This window comes from Agrobacterium tumefaciens (genome assembly GCF_017726655.1).
Lineage (GTDB): Bacteria > Pseudomonadota > Alphaproteobacteria > Rhizobiales > Rhizobiaceae > Agrobacterium > Agrobacterium tumefaciens_B.
In genome coordinates, this window is sequence record NZ_CP072308.1 from 2,052,501 (window position 1) to 2,074,775 (window position 22,275).

The 22,275-nt window shown below is 58.6% G+C and carries 24 protein-coding genes (1 of these 24 cut by a window edge); 17 read left to right on the top strand and 7 right to left on the bottom strand.

The genetic code is table 11. The features are described from left to right. From hrpB to AT6N2_RS10210, 3 genes are all read left to right on the top strand, one after another. On the top strand, nt 1–652 hold the 3' portion of the coding sequence (hrpB, locus tag AT6N2_RS10200; protein WP_209086269.1) for an ATP-dependent helicase HrpB. It extends 1,829 nt beyond the left edge of the window; the window shows 652 of its 2,481 coding nt (coding positions 1,830–2,481); its start codon lies off the left edge, out of view; its stop codon occupies nt 650–652. Between the two features lie 29 nt (nt 653–681). Then, a complete protein-coding gene (actS, locus tag AT6N2_RS10205; RefSeq protein WP_209086285.1) occupies nt 682–1,989 on the top strand; it encodes an ActS/PrrB/RegB family redox-sensitive histidine kinase in 1,308 nt (435 codons plus the stop codon). A 73-nt stretch (nt 1,990–2,062) separates the two neighbouring features. After that, on the top strand, nt 2,063–2,650 hold the full coding sequence (locus tag AT6N2_RS10210) for an ActR/PrrA/RegA family redox response regulator transcription factor (RefSeq protein WP_063951600.1): 588 nt from the start codon (nt 2,063–2,065) through the stop codon (nt 2,648–2,650). A gap of 58 nt (nt 2,651–2,708) precedes the next feature. On the opposite strand, the gene AT6N2_RS10215 is transcribed toward AT6N2_RS10210, so the two are convergent. After that, nucleotides 2,709–3,194: an MmcB family DNA repair protein gene (locus AT6N2_RS10215; RefSeq protein WP_063951599.1), complete on the bottom strand. Its 486-nt coding sequence runs from the start codon at nt 3,192–3,194 to the stop codon at nt 2,709–2,711. Nucleotides 3,195–3,378: 184 nt separating this feature from the next. Here AT6N2_RS10215 and AT6N2_RS10220 point away from each other — a divergent pair, with 184 nt between their 5' ends. Continuing rightward, nucleotides 3,379–4,092 carry a L,D-transpeptidase gene (locus AT6N2_RS10220; RefSeq protein ID WP_063951598.1) on the top strand — a complete coding sequence of 238 codons (714 nt, stop codon included), beginning with the start codon at nt 3,379–3,381 and terminating at the stop codon, nt 4,090–4,092. A 77-nt stretch (nt 4,093–4,169) separates the two neighbouring features. Here the strand turns inward: AT6N2_RS10220 and AT6N2_RS10225 are convergent, their stop codons facing one another. The 4 genes from AT6N2_RS10225 to hslV all read right to left on the bottom strand — a co-directional run bounded on the left by AT6N2_RS10225 (nt 4,170) and on the right by hslV (nt 9,525). Continuing rightward, a complete protein-coding gene (locus AT6N2_RS10225) occupies nt 4,170–6,338 on the bottom strand; it encodes a malate synthase G (protein WP_209086288.1) in 2,169 nt (722 codons plus the stop codon). A gap of 119 nt (nt 6,339–6,457) precedes the next feature. Beyond that, complete coding sequence (locus AT6N2_RS10230) at nt 6,458–7,423, bottom strand: DUF1402 family protein (protein WP_209086290.1); 966 nt, start codon at nt 7,421–7,423, stop codon at nt 6,458–6,460. 196 nt (nt 7,424–7,619) lie between these two features. Continuing rightward, nucleotides 7,620–8,927 carry an ATP-dependent protease ATPase subunit HslU gene (gene hslU, locus AT6N2_RS10235; RefSeq protein WP_063951596.1) on the bottom strand — a complete coding sequence of 436 codons (1,308 nt, stop codon included), beginning with the start codon at nt 8,925–8,927 and terminating at the stop codon, nt 7,620–7,622. Between the two features lie 73 nt (nt 8,928–9,000). Continuing rightward, a complete protein-coding gene (gene hslV / locus AT6N2_RS10240) occupies nt 9,001–9,525 on the bottom strand; it encodes an ATP-dependent protease subunit HslV (protein WP_004444336.1) in 525 nt (174 codons plus the stop codon). A 201-nt stretch (nt 9,526–9,726) separates the two neighbouring features. On the opposite strand from hslV, the gene hisB reads away from it, so the two are divergent. Genes hisB through coaA form a run of 7 tightly spaced genes read left to right on the top strand, consistent with a single transcriptional unit; the run spans nt 9,727 to nt 14,347 of the window. Continuing rightward, nucleotides 9,727–10,323 (top strand): imidazoleglycerol-phosphate dehydratase HisB, encoded by a 597-nt coding sequence (gene hisB / locus AT6N2_RS10245; protein ID WP_063951594.1) that lies wholly within the window; start codon nt 9,727–9,729, stop codon nt 10,321–10,323. Nucleotides 10,324–10,345: 22 nt separating this feature from the next. Then, the gene (locus tag AT6N2_RS10250) at nt 10,346–10,840 is read left to right on the top strand and encodes a DUF2628 domain-containing protein (RefSeq protein ID WP_209086293.1); all 495 of its coding nucleotides are present in this window, start codon (nt 10,346–10,348) and stop codon (nt 10,838–10,840) included. Between the two features lies 1 nt (nt 10,841). After that, on the top strand, nt 10,842–11,492 hold the full coding sequence (hisH, locus tag AT6N2_RS10255) for an imidazole glycerol phosphate synthase subunit HisH (protein ID WP_063951592.1): 651 nt from the start codon (nt 10,842–10,844) through the stop codon (nt 11,490–11,492). A 1-nt stretch (nt 11,493) separates the two neighbouring features. Further along, nucleotides 11,494–12,237, top strand: a complete 744-nt coding sequence (hisA, locus tag AT6N2_RS10260) for a 1-(5-phosphoribosyl)-5-[(5-phosphoribosylamino)methylideneamino]imidazole-4-carboxamide isomerase (RefSeq protein WP_209086296.1) — start codon at nt 11,494–11,496, stop codon at nt 12,235–12,237. Next, a complete protein-coding gene (gene hisF, locus AT6N2_RS10265; protein WP_063951590.1) occupies nt 12,234–13,010 on the top strand; it encodes an imidazole glycerol phosphate synthase subunit HisF in 777 nt (258 codons plus the stop codon). The genes hisA and hisF overlap by 4 nt, the downstream gene beginning before the upstream one ends. 15 nt (nt 13,011–13,025) lie before the next feature. Beyond that, the gene (locus AT6N2_RS10270) at nt 13,026–13,349 is read left to right on the top strand and encodes a phosphoribosyl-ATP diphosphatase (RefSeq protein ID WP_063951589.1); all 324 of its coding nucleotides are present in this window, start codon (nt 13,026–13,028) and stop codon (nt 13,347–13,349) included. After that, nucleotides 13,346–14,347, top strand: coding sequence for a type I pantothenate kinase (gene coaA / locus AT6N2_RS10275; RefSeq protein WP_172801665.1), 1,002 nt, complete (start codon nt 13,346–13,348; stop codon nt 14,345–14,347). The genes AT6N2_RS10270 and coaA overlap by 4 nt, the downstream gene beginning before the upstream one ends. Before the next feature lie 18 nt (nt 14,348–14,365). On the opposite strand, the gene arfB is transcribed toward coaA, so the two are convergent. Then, the gene (arfB, locus tag AT6N2_RS10280; RefSeq protein WP_063951588.1) at nt 14,366–14,800 is read right to left on the bottom strand and encodes an alternative ribosome rescue aminoacyl-tRNA hydrolase ArfB; all 435 of its coding nucleotides are present in this window, start codon (nt 14,798–14,800) and stop codon (nt 14,366–14,368) included. Between the two features lie 129 nt (nt 14,801–14,929). Beyond that, complete coding sequence (locus AT6N2_RS10285) at nt 14,930–16,540, bottom strand: phosphoenolpyruvate carboxykinase (protein ID WP_209086299.1); 1,611 nt, start codon at nt 16,538–16,540, stop codon at nt 14,930–14,932. A gap of 338 nt (nt 16,541–16,878) precedes the next feature. Between AT6N2_RS10285 and chvI the strand changes: the two genes are divergently transcribed. The 6 genes from chvI (at nt 16,879) to ahcY (ending at nt 22,249) form a co-directional block, all read left to right on the top strand. Further along, the gene (gene chvI, locus AT6N2_RS10290) at nt 16,879–17,604 is read left to right on the top strand and encodes a two-component system response regulator ChvI (RefSeq protein WP_003505377.1); all 726 of its coding nucleotides are present in this window, start codon (nt 16,879–16,881) and stop codon (nt 17,602–17,604) included. A 57-nt stretch (nt 17,605–17,661) separates the two neighbouring features. Beyond that, the gene (gene chvG / locus AT6N2_RS10295) at nt 17,662–19,452 is read left to right on the top strand and encodes a two-component system sensor histidine kinase ChvG (protein WP_063951586.1); all 1,791 of its coding nucleotides are present in this window, start codon (nt 17,662–17,664) and stop codon (nt 19,450–19,452) included. Then, nucleotides 19,442–19,906, top strand: a complete 465-nt coding sequence (locus AT6N2_RS10300) for an HPr kinase/phosphorylase (protein WP_209086302.1) — start codon at nt 19,442–19,444, stop codon at nt 19,904–19,906. The genes chvG and AT6N2_RS10300 overlap by 11 nt, the downstream gene beginning before the upstream one ends. A gap of 125 nt (nt 19,907–20,031) precedes the next feature. Next, on the top strand, nt 20,032–20,433 hold the full coding sequence (locus tag AT6N2_RS10305; RefSeq protein ID WP_063951584.1) for a PTS sugar transporter subunit IIA: 402 nt from the start codon (nt 20,032–20,034) through the stop codon (nt 20,431–20,433). An 11-nt stretch (nt 20,434–20,444) separates the two neighbouring features. Next, a complete protein-coding gene (locus tag AT6N2_RS10310; protein ID WP_004444304.1) occupies nt 20,445–20,720 on the top strand; it encodes an HPr family phosphocarrier protein in 276 nt (91 codons plus the stop codon). A 128-nt stretch (nt 20,721–20,848) separates the two neighbouring features. Further along, nucleotides 20,849–22,249 (top strand): adenosylhomocysteinase, encoded by a 1,401-nt coding sequence (gene ahcY / locus AT6N2_RS10315; protein WP_144578426.1) that lies wholly within the window; start codon nt 20,849–20,851, stop codon nt 22,247–22,249. The last annotated feature ends 26 nt before the right edge of the window (nt 22,250–22,275 follow it).

Sequence of the window (22,275 nt, forward strand, 5' to 3'; positions counted from 1 at the left end):
CATTATCCTCGATGAAACGCCCCTGCCCCGCCCCGATGGTGAAAGGGCAGCGAGGGCGCTTGCCAATGGCGTTAGAGAATTCGGCATCGGCATTCTCCCGTTCTCCAAGGAGACACTGCAGCTTCGTGACAGGATCGGCTTCCTGCATGCGAGCATCGGCGAACCGTGGCCCGATGTCAGTGATGAGGCGTTGCTCTCGAGACTGGATGATTGGCTCGTTCCGTTCCAGAACGGTGCACGCAGTTTACAGGACATCCGACCCGGTAGCCTCTCCGAGGGTATCCTCTCCCTTGTGCCGCACGAGATTGCCCGGGACCTCAGCCGGCTAGCGCCCACGCATTTCGAGGCGCCGACGGGTCAGCGGCACCCCATTCGTTACGATGGCAGCGAGCCGACGCTTTCCATTCGCGTGCAGGAGCTTTTCGGGCTGAAGGATCACCCGGCAATCGCGCAGGGTCGCCTGCCGCTCCTCCTGGAATTGACCTCGCCCGCGCATAGGCCGATACAGACGACACGCGATCTTCCCGGTTTCTGGGCGGGATCCTGGAAGGATGTGCGGGCGGACATGCGCGGGCGATATCCACGCCATCCGTGGCCGGAGGATCCTGCCGCCGCCCTGCCGACCAGCCGCGCGAAGCCGCGTGGGACATGAGCACGATGAAACGGGCAAAGGAGAAGACGGTGGCCAGCCAACCGATCGAAACCACCAGACTTGGCCGCGCCAGTCGCCGGATAAGGTTGCAAACCATTGTCTGGCTGCGCTGGCTGGCGGTTGCCGGCCAGACGGCAACAATCTTGTTCGTCGCCTTTGGGCTGAATTTTCCCCTGCCGCTTCTGGCGTGCGGCCTTCTGATCGCGGCACTGGCGCTTGCCAACCTGTTTCTAACGGCCCGCTTTCCCTCGACATACCGTCTGGAGCCCTGGGAAGCGACATTGCTTCTGGCATTCGACCTGCTGCAACTGACGGCGCTCATCTATATCACGGGTGGACTTTCCAATCCCTTCGCGCCGCTGATCTGCGTGCAGGTCATTATTGCATTTGCCTCGCAGCCGCTGCGGCACTCGCTCATTCTCCTCCTCTTCGCCGTGATCTGCTCGACGGCTATTGCCTTCTCGCCATTTCCGGTTCCGTGGTATCCCGGCGAAGTTCTGCCGATCCAACTGCTGCTGCATGTGGGCACCTGGGTCGCCATTATTGCCACGACCTCGTTTGCGGCTTTTTATGCGTATCGCGTTTCTCACGAGGCAAACCAGCTGGCCGATGCCTTGGCCGCAACCGAACTGGTACTGGAGAGAGAAAAGCACCTCTCCCAGCTCGACGGGCTGGCAGCCGCCGCGGCGCATGAGCTTGGCACACCTCTTGCGACCATCAGCGTTGTCGCCAAGGAGATGGAGCGGGAACTTGGGCACGACGAAAAATTCGGCGAAGACATCGGACTGCTGCGCAGCCAGAGCGAAAGATGCCGCGATATCCTGCGCCGGCTGACGTCACTTTCCGCTGATAACGAGGAGCACATGCGCCGCCTGCCGCTCTCTTCCCTGATCGAGGAGGTGATGGCCCCGCACCGGGAGTTCGGCATTCGGCTTGAACTGGTGGAAAAGAACGGCCGCGCAGAGGAGCCGGTTGGCATTCGAAACGCCGGCATCATTTACGGCCTTGGCAACCTCATTGAAAATGCAGTCGACTATGCGCGGCAGAAGGTAACCGTGACCGTCGCACACGATTCGCAGACGGTTACCGTCGTTATCGAGGATGACGGGCCCGGTTATGCTCATGATTTGCTTGCCCGCATCGGTGAGCCCTATGTGACCGAACGTCACAACGATACGCGGGCGGGCGGGCTGGGGCTTGGCCTATTCATCGCGAAAACGCTGTTGGAGAGGTCAGGGGCAGCCGTCACCTTCGGTAACCGCACCGCTGGCGAAAGCGGGGCACGCGTCACAATCGTCTGGCCTCGGGCGCTGATGGACGATAAAAGGAGCCGTTGACTTTACCATTCACGCTGAAGCGGCGATAAAAAGAAGAAAACCAAGCCGATAAAGTTGCCGGAAGGCCGGAAACATGAACACAGAAAACCAGAACCCCTCAGCCACCACCGCATCAGAGGACGTCGATCCGATCGGACCTGACCGCTCCCTGCTGATCGTCGATGATGACGGCCCATTTCTGCGCCGGCTTGCAAGGGCTATGGAAACGCGCGGCTTTGTCGTCGAGACCGCCGAGACGGTCAGCGAAGGTATCACCCGCTCCAAGGCCGCACCGCCCAAATATGCGGTCGTCGATCTGCGCCTGACCGATGGTAACGGTCTGGAGGTCATTGAGGCCATCAGGCAGAGCCGCGACGATACACAGATCGTTGTTCTGACCGGCTACGGCAACATTGCGACCGCCGTAACCGCCGTGAAGCTCGGGGCACTGGATTATCTGGCCAAACCCGCCGACGCGGACGATGTTTTCAACGCGCTCACACAGCGAAAGGGCGAAAAGACCGAAGTGCCCGAAAACCCAATGTCGGCCGACCGGGTGCGGTGGGAGCATATTCAGCGTGTCTATGAGATGTGCGAGCGCAACGTTTCGGAAACGGCGCGACGGCTGAACATGCATCGAAGGACCCTGCAGCGCATTCTTGCCAAACGCGCGCCAAAATAAGCATTTTCAGTTAAATTGGGAAACGGTTTCCGTCCGGACGATGCGCCGAAGCCAGCCGCTATTCCCCGAAACTGCGCCCCGTCGTCCATTCAGCCAGCATCAGCCGGGTCGCAGCGGTTCTCGAAAAATCCAGCATGACCGATTTGCGGGTTGCCGGCGGCAGTTTGTGCTCCGGCGCATCGCGCAGCATATGCGCCCCGTAGCCGTCCGACAGGAAGAGCCCGCATTCTTCCGGGAAGATATCCGTTGGCACCTCTGGATGGGTGGCGAAAAACAGGCGGTCGCAATGCAACCGATAATCGGGCCACTTGCGATCGACACGGAAGTCCTCGATCGAGGATTTGATTTCGATGATCCAGATTTCGCCCTTGGAAGACAGGCTGATGAGATCGGCCCGCCGTCCGCTTGCCAGCGGCAGTTCCGGCAAGACCGAGTGGCGCATCTCGTGCAACAGCACCTGTACGCCACGACGCACCAGCATCGCCTTGTCCGACTGGCGGCCGTCGATTAACGGATTATTGTTGGTAACGGAAAGAATAGTCATGGATAATGGCTGCTGAAGCGTTTGGCCTATTGTTGCAAAAAAGGCAATCAACCGGCAATTTTAAATGCGGTGCCGTTTCGCGGCTGCACAACGGCTTGCCAAGTGCGGCTGAATGGAAAATAACCGATTTATCCTATTAAGCCTACTCCTTCGCACAATTTGGCGAATTTTCCGCGAGAACGACATGCGCATCCGTACCCCATTGACCATACTCGGTCTGACGGCAGCACTGGCACTGGCCGGCTGCGCCGAAACGACTTCCCAATCCGCAACTCCGACATCAGGCAAGATCGCAGCCTCCGTACCGGTTGCCGATCCCGTTCCGGCGAAGGTCGAAACGGTGCAGATCTTCAATGATGTTTACGGTCCGGTGACCGATGCGGGTTATGCGCTCCCAGCCATCCCGATCAACCGCGTGAACGAAAAATACCGCCGCCAGATCGTCGAGTTCCAGACGAACGAGCGTCCCGGCACGATTATCGTCAATACGCGCGATCGTTTCCTTTATTATATCCTTTCCGGCAACCGCGCGGTGCGTTACGGCATCGGCGTCGGCAAGGCTGGTTTCGCCTGGGCTGGTGAAGCCTATGTGGCGTGGAAGCAGGAATGGCCAATGTGGCATCCGCCGAAAGAAATGGCGGATCGCAAGCCGGAAGTGGCGAAATATGTCGAAGCTGGTATGGGCCCCGGCCTTTCCAACCCGCTGGGCGCACGCGCCATGTATCTCTTCAACGACAAGGGCCAGGATACGCTGTTCCGCATTCATGGTTCGCCCGAATGGGCCTCGATCGGCACCGCTGCCTCTTCCGGCTGCATTCGCATGATCAACCAGGATGTGATCGACCTTTACAGCCGCGTCCGCCCCGGCCGCAGCACCAAGGTCGTCGTGATCCAGTAAGGGTCACACCAGCAGATCAAGAAAAAGCCGCCGAGGATCTCCCGGCGGCTTTTTTGTACCGTGCGTGAGGAGGCTGATCAGGCCGCCTGCTTTGCCTTCAGCTCCAGACGGCGGCGGTGCAGGACCGGCTCGGTATAGCCGTTCGGCTGTTCGCGGCCCTTCAGCACCAGCTCGACAGCAGCCTGGAAAGCCACCGAGCCGTCGAAATCCGATGCCATCGGGTGATAAGCGGCATCGCCGGCATTCTGAGCATCAACAACTGCGGCCATGCGCTTCATGGTCTCGATGATCTGGGCCTCTGTCACCACGCCGTGGCGCAGCCAGTTCGCCATGTGCTGGGCGGAGATGCGAAGCGTCGCGCGATCCTCCATCAGGCCGACATTGTTGATGTCAGGAACCTTGGAGCAGCCGACGCCCTGATCGACCCAGCGAACGACATAGCCGAGAATACCCTGCGCATTGTTATCAAGTTCACGCTGGATTTCTTCCGGCGTCCAGTTGGGACGCGGCGCGACCGGCACTGAAAGAATGTCGGAAACCTTGGCGCGACCGCGACTTTTCAGGCCTTCCTGAACCGCGGCAACATCGACCTTGTGATAATGCGTCGCATGCAGCGTCGCCGCCGTTGGCGACGGTACCCAGGCAGTGTTTGCGCCCGCCCTCGGATGAGCAATCTTCTGCTCCAGCATCGCCGCCATCAGGTCAGGCATCGCCCACATGCCTTTGCCGATCTGCGCATGGCCGGAAAGACCGCATTCGAGGCCGATATCGACGTTCCAGTTTTCATAAGCAGCGATCCAGGCCGCCTGCTTCATGTCGCCCTTGCGGATCATCGGGCCTGCTTCCATCGAGGTGTGAATTTCGTCACCGGTACGGTCGAGGAAACCCGTATTGATGAAGACCACACGATCCTTCGCAGCTCGAATGCTCTCCTTGAGGTTAACAGTGGTGCGGCGCTCCTCATCCATGATGCCCATTTTCATGGTATTGGGCTGCATGCCGACGAGCTTTTCGACGCGGGTGAAAATCTCGTTGGCGAAGGCCACTTCTTCCGGCCCATGCATCTTCGGCTTTACCACATACATGGAGCCGGCCCGGGAGTTCTGGCGTCGCCCGGAAGGGCCGACGTCGTAGAGTGCAATGAGCGCTGTGACGACAGCATCCATGATACCCTCAGGAACCTCGCGGCCATCCCGATCAAGGATTGCCGGATTGGTCATGAGGTGACCGACATTGCGGACCAGCATCAGCGACCGGCCCGGCAGCGTGAGCGCGGAGCCATCGGGTGCTGTATAATAGCGATCCGGGTTGAGGCGGCGTGTGAAGGTGCTGCCGCCCTTGGAGACCTCCTCCGTCAGGTCGCCGCGCATCAGGCCAAGCCAGTTGCCGTAAACCAGCACCTTGTCCTCGGCATCGACGGCGGCAACCGAATCCTCGCAATCCATGATGGTGGTCAAAGCGGATTCAAGGATGACATCAGATATGCCTGCCCGATCGCCCTTACCGATTTCGGTTGTTGGATCGATGACGATCTCGGTGTGCAGGCCATTTTTGCCGAGCAGGATCGTTGCGGGCTTCGCCGCGTCGCCTGTGAAACCCTTGAACTGCGTTTCGTCCTCGAGGCCGGTCGTGGCATCGCCAACGACAAGCCGCAGCAGGCCGTCAACGATTTCGAAGCTGGTGACGCCAGACCAGCTGCCGCTTGCGAGCGGCGCGGATTCATCGAGGAAGTTGCGCGCCCACTCGATAACCTTCTCGCCGCGCTTCGGGTTATAGCCCCTGCCCTTTTCCGCACCCTCGGCTTCGGAAATGGCATCGGTGCCATAGAGCGCGTCATAGAGCGACCCCCAACGGGCGTTCGCGGCGTTCAGCGCGTAGCGTGCATTCATGACGGGAACAACAAGCTGCGGCCCGGCAACAACGGCTATTTCCGGATCGACATTTGTTGTTTCGACCTGGAAAGCCGGTCCCTCCGGCAGAAGATAACCGATTTCCTTCAGGAATGCCTCGTAGCCCTCGAAATCCGATGGTGCTCCGTTCTCTCGGTACCAGCCGTCAATTTTTTCCTGCAGCGCGTCGCGCTTGGCAAGCAGCTCGCGGTTCTTCGGAGAGAGCTCATGAACGATGGCCGAAAAGCCTTCAAAAAAAGCCTCGCTGCTGAGACCCGTGCCGGGAAGCACATCGTCCGTCAAAAAGGCATACAGCCTGTCGTCAATGGAAAGACCGAATTTATCCGTGCGGCTCACATGCGCCTCCTCTATTCTGAAGACACAGATTGGACGCTGAGACGGCTGCTCGTCAATTGCGGCTGATCGCCAAATATTATTTCCATTATGGAAACAATCTAGCGGATATAAGTCTTTTCCTACAAGAGACCCTGGAGATCCTTGATACGGTCATTCACCAGCCAGCCGTAGTAATTCTCTTCCGGCAACGATGGCTGTTCTCCGCTTGCGGCACGCTGGCGGTTCTTCTGCGCCAGGACCGCCGCGCGCTGCTGCGATCCCCCGACATTATAGAGTGTCGAGGTCAGGCCGGGATTTTTCGAGATATCCATGTCGGCGATCGACCTGTAGTCATCGATCGATTTGCGAATGGCGGCTGCCATGAAGGCAAGGGAGTGGTCCGGGTCCATGATTGACGTATAGACCGCTGCGGCATCGTTCTCGTCCAGCTTCTCATAACCCGAGGTTCTCGCCACCATGTCGGATAGCATCAGCGCCGTCAGCGGATTGATCTGGCCAAGGCCGAAGGTCTGGCCCGCGTAAAATGGCTGGAAGAAAACCGCGCTGAACCGATTGTTAGGATAGGCAACGCCATCGACGGTCTTGCCGCGGAAGCTATCTTCCCAAACATCTTCGCGACAGTTCCAGAGGCTGTAGGAATCCTTCTTCGACTGGCATTTGGAAAACTGCGAATGCGTCAGAAACTGCGCGATCGTCTCGTCCTTGTATCCGAAACGGAAGCTGCCGCCGGCATAAGAGGCCGCCTTGACGTAATAGGACTGCAGCCTGTCATAGGCATCGACATTATAGGTGTGCTCGCCAACGATCGCGCCAATCATGTGGATCGGATCAATACCGTAAAGCGCCGCTGTCGACTTGATCTTGGCAATCAGCGCCTTGTCGGAAGACAAGAGATCAAGGACCTTCTTATATTTCCGCTCATAAGACGTGTTGGACGCCTTGGTTCTCTTTGCGGAAGCACCGGGGACGCCCGGCTGCTCGGCATTGCGGTTGCCGGGCGGTACGACCGTTGCGGCCTCAACATAGGAGGATGCGGTGACGGTGAACGTCAAAGCAGCGGCAAATGCCAAAAGAGTTTTGCGCACGAGCGAATGCCTTTTTTCAAGCCTGCGGCTAAGCCAGCACAGCTGCTGACAAACCTGATCATTCCACGAAAGCGGTTCCAAAGGGAATGCAGCCCTTCCCATAAACAAAATGCGGGCTGAATGCGAGATGAGGCGGATAAAATAAAAGAGTGCGGCAAATAAGGCCGCACTCCTTTTTCTTCGATCCCTGAAGTCTTCAGAGAATATAGCGCGAGAGGTCCGTATCGGCGGCGAGATCGCCGACATGTTTACGGACATAGTCCTGGTCGATCTTGACGGCGGAACCGCCACGATCCGGCGCGTTGAAGGAAATCTCGTCCAGAACACGCTCCATTACCGTCTGCAGGCGGCGGGCACCGATATTCTCGACCGACGAATTAAGATGAACTGCTACGTCAGCCAGGGCATCGATTGCGTCGTCGGTGAAGTCGAGATCCAGTTCTTCCGTTGCCATCAGCGCCTTGTACTGGCGGATAAGGCTTGCCTCCGTCTCCGTCAGGATACGGCGGAAATCCTCCCGGGTGAGCGGCTTCAGCTCAACGCGGATCGGCAGGCGGCCCTGAAGCTCCGGCAGCAGATCCGACGGCTTGGCCACATGAAAGGCGCCCGATGCGATGAAGAGGATATGGTCGGTTTTGACAGGCCCATATTTCGTTGACACCGTCGTGCCTTCGACCAGCGGCAGCAGGTCGCGCTGCACGCCTTCGCGCGAAACACCGGCGCCCATCCCGCCATCGCGGGCGGCGATCTTGTCGATCTCATCGAGGAAGACGATGCCGTCATTTTCAACCGACTTCACCGCCTCACGCTGGATCATTTCATTGTCCAGCAGCTTGTCGGATTCGTCGCGGATGAGATCGGCATAGGATTTCGATACCGTGGTGCGCACCTTCTTGGTGCGTCCGCCCATGGCCTTGCCGAACATTTCCGACAGGTTGAGCACGCCGATATTGGCGCCCGGCATGCCGGGAATTTCAAAACCGGGCATACCCGATCCGCTATCGGCAACTTCGATATCGATTTCCTTGTCGTCCAACTCGCCGTCGCGCAGCTTCTTGCGGAAGCTTTCGCGCGTGCCCGGCGATGCGGTGGAGCCAACAAGCGCATCAAGCACCCGCTCTTCGGCGCTCTGATGCGCCTTGGCCTGCACTTCGGCGCGCTTCTTTTCGCGCACGAGGCCGATACCAATCTCGACCAGGTCGCGAATTATCTGCTCGACATCGCGTCCGACATAACCGACTTCGGTGAACTTGGTGGCTTCGACCTTGATGAATGGTGCGCCGGCCAGCTTGGCAAGGCGGCGCGAGATTTCCGTCTTGCCGACACCGGTCGGACCGATCATGAGAATGTTTTTCGGCATGACTTCGTCGCGCAGGCTCTCATCGAGCTGCTGGCGGCGCCAGCGATTGCGCAATGCGATCGCGACGGCACGTTTTGCATCGTGCTGACCGATGATGTGACGGTCCAGTTCCGAGACGATTTCTCGGGGAGAAAAAGTGGTCATTCTGTCCTCTCGGCTTTCCTGTTCCGGCCGGCCATTCGGCCCGGCCCACAGGACCCATTGGTGAGAAATTGGCTTACTCGGCGTCGAGCGTTTCCACGACGAGATTGTGATTGGTGTAAACGCAGATATCGGCGGCGATATCGAGCGCCTGACGCGCCACGTCTTCGGCCGACTTGTCGGTATCCATCATCGCGCGGGCGGCGGCGAATGCATAATTGCCGCCGGAGCCGATGGCGATTGCGCCATGTTCAGGCTCCAGCACATCACCGTTGCCGGTAATGGCAAGTGTGGTCGATTTATCGGCCACCAGCATCATGGCTTCAAGATTGCGCAGATATTTGTCGGTCCGCCAGTCCTTCGCGAGCTCCACGGCTGCGCGCATCAACTGGCCGGGATATTGCTCGAGCTTCTTTTCGAGACGGTCAAGCAATGTAAAGGCATCCGCCGTTGCGCCGGCGAAACCAGCGATCACTTCGCCCTTGCCGATGCGACGAACCTTGCGGGCGTTACCCTTCATGACGGTCTGGCCGAGGCTTACCTGCCCGTCGCCAGCCATGACGACTTTGCCGCCCTTTCTGACTGTAATGATTGTTGTCATCAAACACCTGTCTGCCCTGCCGGGCCTGGAGTTAACGGACCGGGTTGCGGCCCTTTTCGGGTTCTATGTAAGTCGGGTTTTTCCGATTGCAATCATCGGGATCGCACCGTGTTCCCCGCAGGTCAGCCAAGACGATGGAACAACTGGATATTTGTGTCCCGTGCTGATAAGGAACGGCAACATTTCCACGGAGCGGCCAAAATGGCAGAACGTAAAGGTGAGATTATCCGCAAGACCAACGAAACCTCGGTTTCGGTCCGCGTGGATATCGACGGCACCGGCAAATCAAAAATTTCCACCGGCGTGGGATTTTTCGACCATATGCTGGACCAGCTCAGCCGCCATTCGCTCATAGACATGGAGATAGAGGTTCAGGGCGACCTGCATATCGATGACCACCACACCGTGGAAGATACCGGCATCGCCATCGGTCAGGCGATTGCGAAAGCGTTGGGTGATCGGCGTGGCATCACCCGCTACGCCTCGCTCGACCTAGCCATGGACGAGACGATGACCAAGGCCGCCGTCGATATTTCCGGCCGGCCGTTTCTCGTGTGGAACGTCAATTTCTCCGCACCAAAGATCGGCACTTTCGACACCGAACTGGTACGTGAATTCTTTCAGGCCCTCGCCCAGAACGCCGGCATCACGCTGCATATCCTGAACCATTACGGCGCTAACAACCATCATATCGCTGAAACATGTTTCAAGGCCGTTGCCCGCGTTCTTCGCGCGGCAACCGAGATCGACCCCCGGCAGGCAGGCCGCGTTCCCTCCACGAAGGGCATGCTGGCCTGACGCCCAAGCTGTCAGGAAGCCCATGACAAGCTATCTCGTTCTGGAAGCCCCCAACGGGCCGGACAGGGACCACAAGACGACCCGCTTCATCGCAGATCGTTTCGTGTGGCTGGCTTTCTTTGCGCCATGGTTATGGCTTGCGATCAACCGGCTGTGGCTGGCGACGGCCATCGTTGTCATCGCCCTTTTTGCCGCCGGGCAGATCTCGACGTTCGCCGGGTTCGAACCTGCCGGGATTCTTTTTGGTCTCGCGACTGGGCTCATCACGGCGCTGGAGGGACGCGATTTTCTCGTCCGGCACCTGATCCGCAAAGGCTGGACGCTGACGTCAGTTGTTTCAGCGCCTGATCTTTCGAGCGCCGAAGACATCTATTTCTCCGGTCTCTCGGAAAATGCCGACGCAGTGGAACAGCTGTCACAGCCGGTCTGGACCCCTTCGCCGCAAAAGAGCGGCGACACAAACTTCGTCAACGATCCCGCCGGATCGTTTCTTTTCGACTTGAATGGAAGGCGCTGACATGCGTGTCGCGATCATCGACTACGGCTCGGGCAATCTGCGCTCGGCCACCAAAGCTTTCGAGCGCGCCGCGCGTGAAGCCGGTATCAACGCAACCATCGATTTGACCGACAAGCCCGATCACGTCGCCTCGGCGGACCGCATCGTGCTGCCCGGTGTCGGCGCCTATGCCGATTGCCGGGCGGGTCTGGATGCCGTTCCCGGCATGCATGAGGCACTCGTCGAAGCCGTCGAAAAAAAGGCCCACCCCTTTCTCGGCATATGCGTCGGCATGCAGCTCATGTCCTCCCGGGGGCTGGAAAAGACCGTGAGCAACGGACTTGGATGGATCGAGGGTGATGTTGTCGAAATGACGCCGTCTGATCCTGGGCTCAAGATTCCCCAAATCGGCTGGAATACGCTGGAAATCCGCCACGCACATCCGCTGTTCGAGGGTATCAAGACTGGCGCGGATGGGTTGCACGCCTATTTCGTGCATTCCTATCATCTGGCGGCCAAGCATGCGACTGACGTCATCGCTACGACCAATTACGGGGGCGCGATGACGGCTTTCGTCGGCCGCGACAATATGGCGGGCGCGCAGTTCCACCCGGAAAAAAGCCAGACGCTCGGCCTCGCCCTGATTTCCAATTTCCTGCGCTGGAAGCCCTGACATGATCCTTTTTCCCGCAATCGATCTCAAAAACGGTGAGTGCGTTCGCCTGAAACTCGGCGATATGGACCAGGCCACCGTCTATAATACCGACCCCGGAGCACAGGCGAAGGCTTTCGAGGATCAAGGCTTTGAATGGCTGCATGTCGTTGATCTCAACGGTGCGTTCGCCGGCCAGACGGTCAACGGCGCGGCAGTTGATGCCATTTTGAAAGCGACGACAAACCCGGTGCAGCTGGGCGGCGGCATCCGCACACTCGATCATATCGAGGCTTGGCTGAGCCGCGGCCTTGCGCGCGTCATTCTCGGCACCGTGGCGGTGCGCGATCCGGTTCTGGTCATTGAAGCCTGCAAGCGTTTTCCCGGCCAGGTCGCCGTCGGCATCGATGCCAAGGGCGGCAAGGTTGCCGTTGAAGGCTGGGCGGAAGCCTCCGAACTCGGCGTCATCGAGCTTGCCAAACGTTTCGAAGGTGCCGGCGTCGCGGCCATCATCTACACCGATATCGATCGTGACGGCATCCTGGCCGGCATCAATTGGGCCTCAACGCTGGAACTGGCCGACGCGGTCTCCATCCCAGTCATCGCGTCCGGCGGACTTGCCTCCATCGATGACATCAAGCGCATGTTGCAGCCGGATGCGGTAAAGCTTGAGGGCGCTATTTCCGGCCGTGCGCTTTATGACGGTCGCATTGATCCCGCCGAGGCACTTGCCCTTATCAAGGCTGCGAAGGAGACACGTGCATGACCCTCAAAGCCCGCATCATTCCCTGCCTCGATGTCAAAGACGGTCGTGTCGTCAAGGGCGTGAACTTCGTTGATCTGATCGATGCAGGTGATCCGGTCGAGGCGGCGAAAGCCTATGACGCCGCGGGGGCGGATGAACTCTGCTTCCTCGACATCACCGCGTCTTCGGACAACCGCGATACGATCTTCGATGTGGTGTCGCGCACGGCCGATCATTGCTTCATGCCGGTAACCGTTGGCGGCGGCGTTCGCAGCGTTGCCGATATTCGCAAGCTTCTTCTTTGCGGTGCCGACAAGGTCTCGATCAATTCTGCCGCCGTCAAGGATCCCGATTTCGTCGCGCAGGCGGCCGATAAGTTCGGCAACCAGTGCATCGTCGTTTCCATCGACGCCAAGCGCGTTTCGAAAGATGGCGAGGCTGACCGCTGGGAAATCTTCACCCACGGCGGCCGCCAGCCGACCGGTATCGACGCCGTCGAATTCGCCATCAGGATGGTCGAGCGTGGGGCTGGCGAGTTGCTCGTCACCTCGATGGACCGCGACGGAACGAAGAGCGGCTACGATATCGGCCTGACGCGCAGCATTGCCGATCAGGTCCGCGTGCCTGTCATCGCCTCGGGCGGCGTCGGCACGCTGGATGATCTGGTGGCGGGTGTTCGCGATGGCCACGCAACGGCAGTGCTTGCCGCTTCCATCTTCCACTTCGGCACCTATTCGATCGGTGAAGCCAAGAACTACATGGCCGAGCATGGCATCGCCATGCGTCTCGACTGATTGCAGGATTTCCCCATGAGCGCATTTACCCTTTCCGATCTGGAGCGCATCGTCGCAATCCGCGCCGCTGCCTCTCCTGACGAATCCTGGACGGCCAAGCTGGTTGCGGCCGGTCAGGAGCGCGCCGCGAAAAAACTCGGCGAAGAGGCGGTGGAGAGCGTTATTGCCGCCATCGCCAAAGATCGCGATGGGCTGAAAAACGAGGCCGCCGATCTACTTTACCATCTGCTTGTCGTGCTGAAGATTGCCGATATTCCACTTGCGGACGTTTTTGCCGAGCTTGAGCGGCGCACAGGCCAGACCGGCCTTGCGGAAAAGGCGGCGAGGCCGACGTCATGAATGTCACGGCAGGCAGCGGGGAGAGAGGCATGCCAGGGACACTCGATCATTTTCGTGCGGACGAATATTCGCCCTATCACTTCTTCAGTTCCGAAGAATGGGCTAAATTCCGCGCCGATACGCCATTGACCCTTTCCGCGGACGAGGTCAAGCGGCTACGTTCGCTGGATGATCCGATCGATCTGGACGAAGTGCGGCGCATCTATCTCTCGCTGTCGCGCCTGCTGTCATCACATGTGGAAGCGTCGCAACTGCTGTTCGAGCAGCGCAACCGCTTCCTCAACATGGCTGACGTCAACAAGACGCCTTTCGTCATCGGCATTGCCGGTTCCGTCGCTGTTGGAAAATCCACGACGGCACGTATTTTGAAAGAGCTCCTTGCGCGCTGGCCTTCCAGCCCGAAGGTCGATCTGATCACCACGGACGGCTTTCTTTATCCGAACGAGGTTCTGCGGCGGGAGAACCTGATGGAACGCAAGGGTTTTCCAGAGAGCTATGACATTGGCGCGCTGCTGCGGTTCCTCTCGGCAATCAAGGCCGGTCAGCCGAATGTGAAGGCGCCGCGCTATTCGCACCTGACGTATGATGTGCTGCCCAATGAATACACGGTTGTCGACCAACCCGACATCCTCATTTTCGAAGGCATCAACGTGCTGCAATCGCGTGATCTGCCGGCAGGCGGGCGCATCGTGCCGATCGTTTCCGATTTCTTCGATTTCTCGATCTATATCGATGCCGACGAGGATTTCATTCACAACTGGTATGTGAACCGCTTCATGAACCTGCGGCAGACCGCCTTCCGCGACCCCAATTCCTTCTTCAACCGTTATGCATCGATCAGTGAGGAGGCAGCGCTCAGCATCGCCGAGGGGCTCTGGCAGAACATTAACCTGAAGAACCTGCGCCAGAACATTGTCCCCACGCGCCCGCGGGCGGATCTCATTCTGCGCAAAGGCAAGAACCACCTGATCGACACGGTTGCGCTTCGTAAGCTCTGAAAATCAAACACCCTCGGATTAGTCGCCGGAGGGCTTGCCTCGCATTTTCTTGATATCCGAACGGCCGGACTTTGCCTTCAAACGGCGCTCCACCGAGCCTTTAGTCGGCTTCGTGGCCTTGCGAACAGGCGGCGGCGGGGCCGCGGCTTCCAGGATCAAATCCTTTAGCCGCTCCCGCGCGTCTTCACGATTGCGCTCCTGACTGCGAAAGCGGCTGGCCTCGATCATCAGCACGCCCTCTTTCGACACGCGCCTGCCACCGAGACGCAGCGCATTGGCCTTCACCCGGTCCGAAAGGGATGGCGAATTGGCGATGTCGAAAAACAGCTGAACCGCGGTCGAAACCTTGTTGACGTTCTGGCCGCCCGGCCCGCCGGCCAGAACGAATTGCTCCGTCAGCTCCCAGCCGGCGATGGTGATACGGTTGCTGATGTAAAGCGGGTCGCTGGCCATGATCTTTCTCCGCGCCCGTGATGCCACAGAACGCAAAAAATGAAAACAGCGGGAAACCAAGAGCACCCTGGCAAAAAGAAACCCGGCGCTCAGGCCGGGTTCCCCTCCTCCTCATATATGAGGCTTAACTCATTCAGCTGCGAGCAAAAGGCCCGGTGCTGCGTCGCGAACCCTGCTGTCGACATGGTCTTCGAACTTGGTGAAGTTCGTGACGAACATCGAGACCAGCTTCTTCGCCTGGGCGTCGTAGGCGGCACCATCAGCCCAGGTGGAACGCGGATCGAGGATCGCGCTGTCGACACCGTCAAGCGACTGAGGAACGGCGAAGCCAAAATTCGCATCGGTGCGGAACTGGGCATTCTTCAGGTCGCCGGAAAGAGCAGCCGTCAGAAGCGCGCGCGTCGCCTTGATGGGCATACGCTTGCCGACGCCATAAGCGCCGCCGGTCCAGCCGGTGTTGACGAGCCAGCAATCCACGCCGTGCTTGCCGATCAACTCACGCAGCAGGTTGCCGTATTCCGCCGGGTGGCGCGGCATGAAGGGTGCGCCAAAGCATGTGGAGAAGGTGGCTTCCGGCTCGGTCACGCCCTTTTCCGTGCCGGCGACCTTTGCGGTGTAACCGGAGAGGAAGTGGTACATGGCCTGCTCCGGCGTCAGCCGGGCGATCGGCGGCAGCACGCCGAAGGCGTCGGCCGTCAGCATGATGATCGTCCTTGGATGGCCGGCAATGCCGGTCTCCGACGCATTCGGGATGAAGTGCAGCGGATAAGCGCTGCGGGTGTTTTCCGTCAGCGAGTTATCGTTGAAGTCAGGAACGCGGTTTTCGTCCAGCACGACGTTTTCCAAAACCGTGCCGAAACGGTTGGTCGCAGCGTAGATTTCTGGCTCGGCTTCAGCCGAAAGTTTGATCGCCTTGGCGTAGCAACCGCCCTCGAAATTGAAGATGCCATGTTCGCCCCAGCCGTGCTCGTCATCGCCGATCAGCGTGCGTGCCGGATCGGCAGACAGCGTTGTCTTGCCGGTGCCGGAGAGGCCGAAGAAGACGGCGGAATCGCCCTCCGGACCGACATTCGCCGAGCAATGCATCGGCATGACGCCCTTGGCGGGCAACAGGTAGTTCAGAACCGTGAAGACCGACTTCTTATTTTCGCCGGCATAGCTCGTACCACCGATCAAAACGAGACCCTTGGTCAGGTCGCAGGCGATAACCGTTTCCGTGCGGCAACCGTGGCGCACCGGATCAGCCTTGAAGCTCGGCAGATTGATGATGGTAAGCTTCTGGCTGAAGCCATCAAGCGTCTCGCGCTTCGGCCGGATCAGCAGATTACGGATGAAAAGCGAATGCCAGGCAAGCTCGGTGACGACGCGGGTCGGCAGTGCGTTCTCCTCATCGGCGCCGCCGATCAGGTCCTGCACATAGAGAGTCTTGCCGGCGGCATGCGACAGCATATCCTTATGCAGCAGGTCGAAGTGCGCCGGAGACAGCGGCTTGTTGTTATCCCACCAGATCGTGTCTTCGGTGGAGGCATCGCGAACGACGAATTTGTCCTTTGGCGAGCGGCCGGTGTGCTGGCCAGTGACGGCACGCAACGCTCCATCCACGGTCAGTTCGGCTTCGCCATTACGGATCGCGTGCTCGTATAGCTCGCCTTCATTGAGGTTATAAAAGACGCGGGAGGCCTCGCCCAGTCCGAGTTCTGCGACTCCATTGGCAGGATTATGAACCCCAATCTCGTTCATGACGCGTTCCTTGTTGATGACGTAAGGCCGTTGAAATTTTCACGGAAAATACGTGGCGCCTTTCGGAAAGGCAAGGGGCTGACATTAAAAAACTTAGTGATTTCAATATATTAATCGATTTAAAAGATTTTATTTCTTTTTAAATCGGTTGAAGTCGCATTAAAATCCGGCTGCGGACCTTTTGTGAAAATCAGAAGCTGCGCCCCCTCGATTTCATGGCCATTTTTCCTTTGCCACAATTTGTTCCACCTTTATACTCAAGAGAGTGGCTCGCGGCGCGCAACCTTGGCTGGGTGGATGTCGGGAGTTACGAGAAAATGACGATGGAGACCAACTACATGCAGACGATCGCGCTAGTCGACGACGACCGGAATATTCTGACTTCGGTATCGATCGCGCTTGAAGCCGAGGGCTACCGGGTCGAAACGTATACGGATGGGGCTTCCGCGCTCGACGGGTTGATTGCCCGTCCGCCGCAGCTCGCCATTTTTGACATCAAGATGCCACGCATGGACGGCATGGAGCTTCTGCGGCGCCTTCGCCAGAAATCGGATCTGCCGGTTATCTTCCTCACCTCCAAGGATGAAGAGATCGACGAATTGTTCGGCCTGAAGATGGGCGCGGACGATTTCATCACCAAGCCCTTCTCGCAGCGCCTTCTGGTGGAGCGCGTCAAGGCGATCCTTCGCCGCGCCAGCAGCCGCGAAGCATCCGCTGCAACCGGCAGCGTGCTGAAACCGACTGCAGACCAGCAGGCGCGCACGCTGGAACGCGGGCAACTCGCCATGGACCAGGAGCGTCACACCTGCACCTGGAAGGGTGAGCCGGTGACGCTCACGGTGACCGAATTCCTCATCCTGCATTCGCTGGCGCAGCGGCCAGGCGTTGTCAAAAGCCGCGACGCGCTGATGGATGCCGCTTATGACGAACAGGTCTATGTCGACGACCGTACCATCGACAGCCACATCAAGCGCCTTCGCAAGAAGTTCAAACTGGTCGATGGCGACTTCGATATGATTGAAACGCTTTATGGCGTAGGATATCGCTTCCGCGAAGCGGCTTGAACGAGCCGACTCACGCTGAGGGGACCGCTCGATCCGGGGCGGTAAGGACTTGAATACGTGTTGAAGAAAACGCCGGAAAACGTCTCGGACAGTGACGATGCCGAAGATCGCGGCAGCGAACGCCGCCATCGTATCCATCCGCTGACGATCGTCCGGCGTATTTTCGGCAATGCGGTGTTTTCGAGCCTTACACGCCGTATCCTGTTTTTCAATGTGGCGGCGACGGTGGTTCTGGTCGGCGGCATTCTCTACCTCAACCAGTTCCGCGAAGGACTGATCGACGCGCGTGTGGAAAGTCTTCTGACACAGGGTGAAATCATCGCTGGCGCGGTCTCCGCTTCCGCCTCGGTCGATACCAACTCGATTACCATCAATCCGGAAAAGCTGCTCGAGTTGCAGGCAGGTCAGAGCATTACCCCTGCCCCCAATGACGAGGATTTGAGCTTCCCGATCAATCCCGAGCGTGTGGCGCCGGTCCTGCGGCGGCTGATTTCGCCGACGCGGACCCGCGCGCGGCTATTCGATGCCGACGCCAATCTGCTGCTCGACTCGCGCCATCTTTATTCGCGCGGCCAGGTCCTGCGCTTCGATCTGCCACCGGTCACGCCGGAGACGCAGACATGGGGCGAATGGTTTACCAGCATGTTCAACCGCATGCTGCAGCCGAGCAGCCTGCCGCAATATAAGGAAGCGCCCGGCGGCGATGGCTCGATCTACCCCGAAGTCATGAACGCGCTGACCGGCGTCCGCGGCGCGGTCGTGCGCGTCACCGAAAAAGGCGAGCTTATCGTGTCGGTCGCCGTGCCGGTGCAGCGTTTCCGCGCGGTGCTCGGCGTTTTGCTGCTCTCGACGCAGGCGGGTGATATCGACAAGATCGTGCATGCCGAGCGCCTTGCCATCATGCGCGTCTTCGGCATTGCAACGCTCGTCAACATCGTGCTGTCGCTGCTCCTGTCATCCACCATCGCCACACCGCTCAGGCGTCTTTCTGCGGCGGCCATCCGCGTGCGGCGCGGCGCGAGAACACGTGAAGAAATCCCCGATTTCTCTGCCCGCCAGGATGAGATAGGCAATCTTTCGATCGCGCTGCGCGAAATGACGACGGCGCTCTACGACCGGATCGACGCCATCGAGAGTTTCGCCGCCGATGTTAGCCATGAACTCAAGAATCCGCTGACGTCGCTGCGCAGCGCCGTTGAGACCCTGCCGCGAGCGAAGACAGAAGAGTCGAAACAGCGCCTGACCGAGATCATTTTCCATGATGTGCGCCGCCTCGACCGCCTGATCAGCGATATCTCAGACGCGTCGCGGCTCGATGCGGAACTGGCGCGCGCCGATGCCTCGCCGGTTGATCTCGACGTGCTGATGAAGGGTCTGGTGGATATATCCCGCCAGATCAGCACCAAAAAGAAAACGGTGAAGATCGACTACGTTGTCGACCGGAAGGCCGGTGCGAAAACCTCCTTCGTGGTGAATGGTCATGATCTGCGCATCGGACAGATCGTGACAAACCTCATCGAGAATGCGCGCTCCTTCGTTGCCGAAGACAGCGGTCATATTAACGTACGCCTTTCCCGCCATCGGGACCGCTGCATCGTTCAGGTGGAAGACAACGGACCCGGCATCCAGGCGGAAGATATCGACCGGATTTTTGAGCGCTTCTACACCGACCGACCGGCAAGCGAAGGTTTCGGCCAAAATTCCGGTCTCGGCCTGTCCATCAGCCGCCAGATTGCGGAAGCCCATGGCGGTAGCCTGCGGGCCGAAAACGTCGTCGACAAATACGGCGTGATCTCGGGTGCTCGCTTCACCCTGTCGCTGCCGGCGGCCGAAACTCATGAACGTTGAACGCTTCAACCTGCACGCCACTGCCATCGCTATCCAGAATACCGGAATCCTATTCACGGGCCCCTCCGGCAGCGGCAAAAGCGAGCTGGCCTTCAGTTTTCTGACCGAGGCGGAACGGTGCGGTTTGCCCGCCGCGCTGATCGCAGACGATCAGATTTTCGTGTATCGCGATGGCGAAACAATCATGGCCGAGCGGTCGGAAACGATCGCTGGCCTGCTGGAATTGCGCGGCAGTGGCATTGTGTCGCTAAAAAGCATCGCGTGTGCGCCACTGCATTTTGCCGTGACATCGGTTCTTTCGCCCACAAATCCAAGACTTCCTGACGATGACGAGGTTCTGCCCCTGCCCTGTGGCGGGCATCTTCCGCTTCTGCGTATTCCGCTTTCCAGCCTGACGCCCTATGGAAAATTTGCTGCACTTGCTCAGAATCTTTTCAAGACGAATGTGAAGTGACTGCAATTCAGGCGATTTTAGGCTTGCGATTCGTATTTTCCTCATCAAGATGAAATCCCACCAATGGACAGGATTGCCGCGTTGCGATAGTCGGCAATGAGAGTGCGTGTGCAAGGGAGCATTTCATGATCGGACTAGTGCTTGTCACCCATGGCAAGCTGGCTGAGGAGTTTCGTCATGCGTTGGAGCATGTCGTCGGTCCCCAGAAATTGATCGAGACGGTTTGTATCGGTCCCGAAGATGACATGGATCAACGCCGGCAGGATATCATCGATGCCGTAGCGCGCGCCAATGATGGCAATGGCGTCATCATCCTGACCGACATGTTCGGCGGCACGCCGTCCAACCTCGCGATTTCAGTGATGAATAACGGCAATGTCGAAGTTATTGCCGGCGTCAATCTTCCGATGCTGATCAAGCTTGCAGGCGTTCGCAGCGAAGATAATATGGACAAGGCCCTTCAGGACGCTTCCGAGGCTGGCCGCAAATACATCAACGTCGCCAGCCGTGTCTTGAGCGGTAAGTAAGAAGTCAGCCCATGTCGCCACTCTCCCGGGAACTACCGATCATCAATAAACGTGGCCTGCACGCTCGTGCGTCCGCAAAATTCGTGCAGATGGTCGAGGGTTTCGACGCGACAATCACCGTATCCAAGGACGGTATGACGGTTGGCGGCACCTCCATCATGGGCCTGATGATGCTGGCGGCAAGCCCCGGCTGCAGCGTCTATGTCGAGGCAAGCGGCAATCAGGCGGAAGAGGCGCTGGCGGCGCTTGAGGCGCTTGTCGCCGACCGCTTCGGCGAAGAAGCCTGAACCGAAACCATATAAAGACATAAAGACTTCTTTATATCATCATTGCCAGATCGTTCGTGGCCTGCTAAACCGCTGCTACGTTAAAAAGCCGTGCGGCAACGCGTGGCGCTTCTGATCTGGAGAACTTCATGAGCCTTGAGAAGGACTACATCGTCGCCGATATCAACCTTGCCGCATTTGGCCGCAAGGAGCTGGACATTGCCGAAACCGAGATGCCGGGCCTGATGTCCTGCCGCAAGGAATTTGGCGAAAGCAAGCCGCTGAAGGGTGCCCGCATCTCCGGTTCGCTTCACATGACGATCCAGACAGGCGTTCTCATCGAGACACTGAAGGAACTCGGCGCCGATATCCGTTGGGCTTCCTGCAATATTTTCTCGACTCAGGACCACGCGGCGGCAGCCATCGCGGCGGCTGGCATTCCCGTGTTTGCCGTGAAGGGCGAGAGCCTGACGGAATATTGGGAGTACACCGACAAGATCTTCCAGTGGACCGATGGCGGTCTCTCCAACATGATCCTTGATGATGGCGGCGACGCCACCATGTACATCCTGCTCGGCGCACGCGCTGAAGCCGGTGAGGACGTTCTGTCCAATCCCGGTTCGGAAGAAGAGGAAATTCTCTTCGCGCAGATCAACAAGCGTCTGAAGGCTTCGCCGGGTTGGTTTACCAAGCAGCGCGACGCCCTGAAGGGTGTGACCGAAGAAACGACGACCGGCGTTCACCGCCTCTATGATCTCAGCAAGAAGGGCCTGCTGCCCTTCCCGGCGATCAACGTCAACGACAGCGTCACCAAGTCGAAGTTCGACAACAAATACGGCTGCAAAGAGTCGCTGGTTGACGGTATTCGCCGCGCAACCGACGTGATGATGGCCGGCAAGGTTGCCGTCGTCTGCGGTTACGGCGATGTTGGCAAGGGTTCGGCCGCTTCGTTGCAGGGCGCTGGCGCCCGTGTGAAGGTGACCGAAATCGACCCGATCTGCGCACTTCAGGCCGCCATGGACGGTTTTGAGGTCGTTCGCCTGGAAGACGTCGTCTCTTCCGCTGATATCTTTATCACCACGACCGGCAACAAGGACGTCATCCGCATCGAGCATATGCGCGAGATGAAGGATATGGCGATCGTCGGCAATATCGGCCATTTCGACAATGAAATTCAGGTCGCTTCGCTGCGTAACCTGAAGTGGACGAACATCAAGCCGCAGGTCGACATGATCGAGTTCCCAAAGGGCAACCGCATCATCCTGCTGTCGGAAGGCCGCCTGCTGAACCTCGGTAACGCGACCGGCCACCCGTCTTTCGTCATGTCGGCTTCCTTCACCAACCAGGTTCTGGGCCAGATCGAGCTCTTTACCAAGCAGGGTGAGTACAAGAACGACGTTTACGTGCTGCCCAAGCACCTCGACGAGAAGGTTGCGCGCCTTCATCTTGAAAAGCTTGGCGTGCGTCTAACCGAACTTTCGGATGTGCAGGCAGATTATATCGGCGTCTCGAAGCAGGGCCCGTTCAAGGCTGAACACTACAGATATTAATTTCATAGTTAATATCCACCGATATT

Excerpts from the sequence above, each read along its gene's own strand:
- AT6N2_RS10210 (WP_063951600.1), top strand. The coding sequence starts at position 2,063 with ATGAACACAGAAAACCAGAACCCCTCAGCCACCACCGCATCAGAGGAC.
- AT6N2_RS10215 (WP_063951599.1), bottom strand. The coding sequence starts at position 3,194 with ATGACTATTCTTTCCGTTACCAACAATAATCCGTTAATCGACGGCCGC.
- AT6N2_RS10220 (WP_063951598.1), top strand. The coding sequence starts at position 3,379 with ATGCGCATCCGTACCCCATTGACCATACTCGGTCTGACGGCAGCACTG.
- hslU (WP_063951596.1), bottom strand. The coding sequence starts at position 8,927 with ATGACCACTTTTTCTCCCCGAGAAATCGTCTCGGAACTGGACCGTCAC.
- hslV (WP_004444336.1), bottom strand. The coding sequence starts at position 9,525 with ATGACAACAATCATTACAGTCAGAAAGGGCGGCAAAGTCGTCATGGCT.
- hisB (WP_063951594.1), top strand. The coding sequence starts at position 9,727 with ATGGCAGAACGTAAAGGTGAGATTATCCGCAAGACCAACGAAACCTCG.
- AT6N2_RS10250 (WP_209086293.1), top strand. The coding sequence starts at position 10,346 with ATGACAAGCTATCTCGTTCTGGAAGCCCCCAACGGGCCGGACAGGGAC.
- hisH (WP_063951592.1), top strand. The coding sequence starts at position 10,842 with ATGCGTGTCGCGATCATCGACTACGGCTCGGGCAATCTGCGCTCGGCC.
- hisA (WP_209086296.1), top strand. The coding sequence starts at position 11,494 with ATGATCCTTTTTCCCGCAATCGATCTCAAAAACGGTGAGTGCGTTCGC.
- hisF (WP_063951590.1), top strand. The coding sequence starts at position 12,234 with ATGACCCTCAAAGCCCGCATCATTCCCTGCCTCGATGTCAAAGACGGT.
- AT6N2_RS10270 (WP_063951589.1), top strand. The coding sequence starts at position 13,026 with ATGAGCGCATTTACCCTTTCCGATCTGGAGCGCATCGTCGCAATCCGC.
- coaA (WP_172801665.1), top strand. The coding sequence starts at position 13,346 with ATGAATGTCACGGCAGGCAGCGGGGAGAGAGGCATGCCAGGGACACTC.
- arfB (WP_063951588.1), bottom strand. The coding sequence starts at position 14,800 with ATGGCCAGCGACCCGCTTTACATCAGCAACCGTATCACCATCGCCGGC.
- AT6N2_RS10285 (WP_209086299.1), bottom strand. The coding sequence starts at position 16,540 with ATGAACGAGATTGGGGTTCATAATCCTGCCAATGGAGTCGCAGAACTC.
- chvI (WP_003505377.1), top strand. The coding sequence starts at position 16,879 with ATGCAGACGATCGCGCTAGTCGACGACGACCGGAATATTCTGACTTCG.
- AT6N2_RS10300 (WP_209086302.1), top strand. The coding sequence starts at position 19,442 with ATGAACGTTGAACGCTTCAACCTGCACGCCACTGCCATCGCTATCCAG.
- AT6N2_RS10305 (WP_063951584.1), top strand. The coding sequence starts at position 20,032 with ATGATCGGACTAGTGCTTGTCACCCATGGCAAGCTGGCTGAGGAGTTT.
- AT6N2_RS10310 (WP_004444304.1), top strand. The coding sequence starts at position 20,445 with ATGTCGCCACTCTCCCGGGAACTACCGATCATCAATAAACGTGGCCTG.
- ahcY (WP_144578426.1), top strand. The coding sequence starts at position 20,849 with ATGAGCCTTGAGAAGGACTACATCGTCGCCGATATCAACCTTGCCGCA.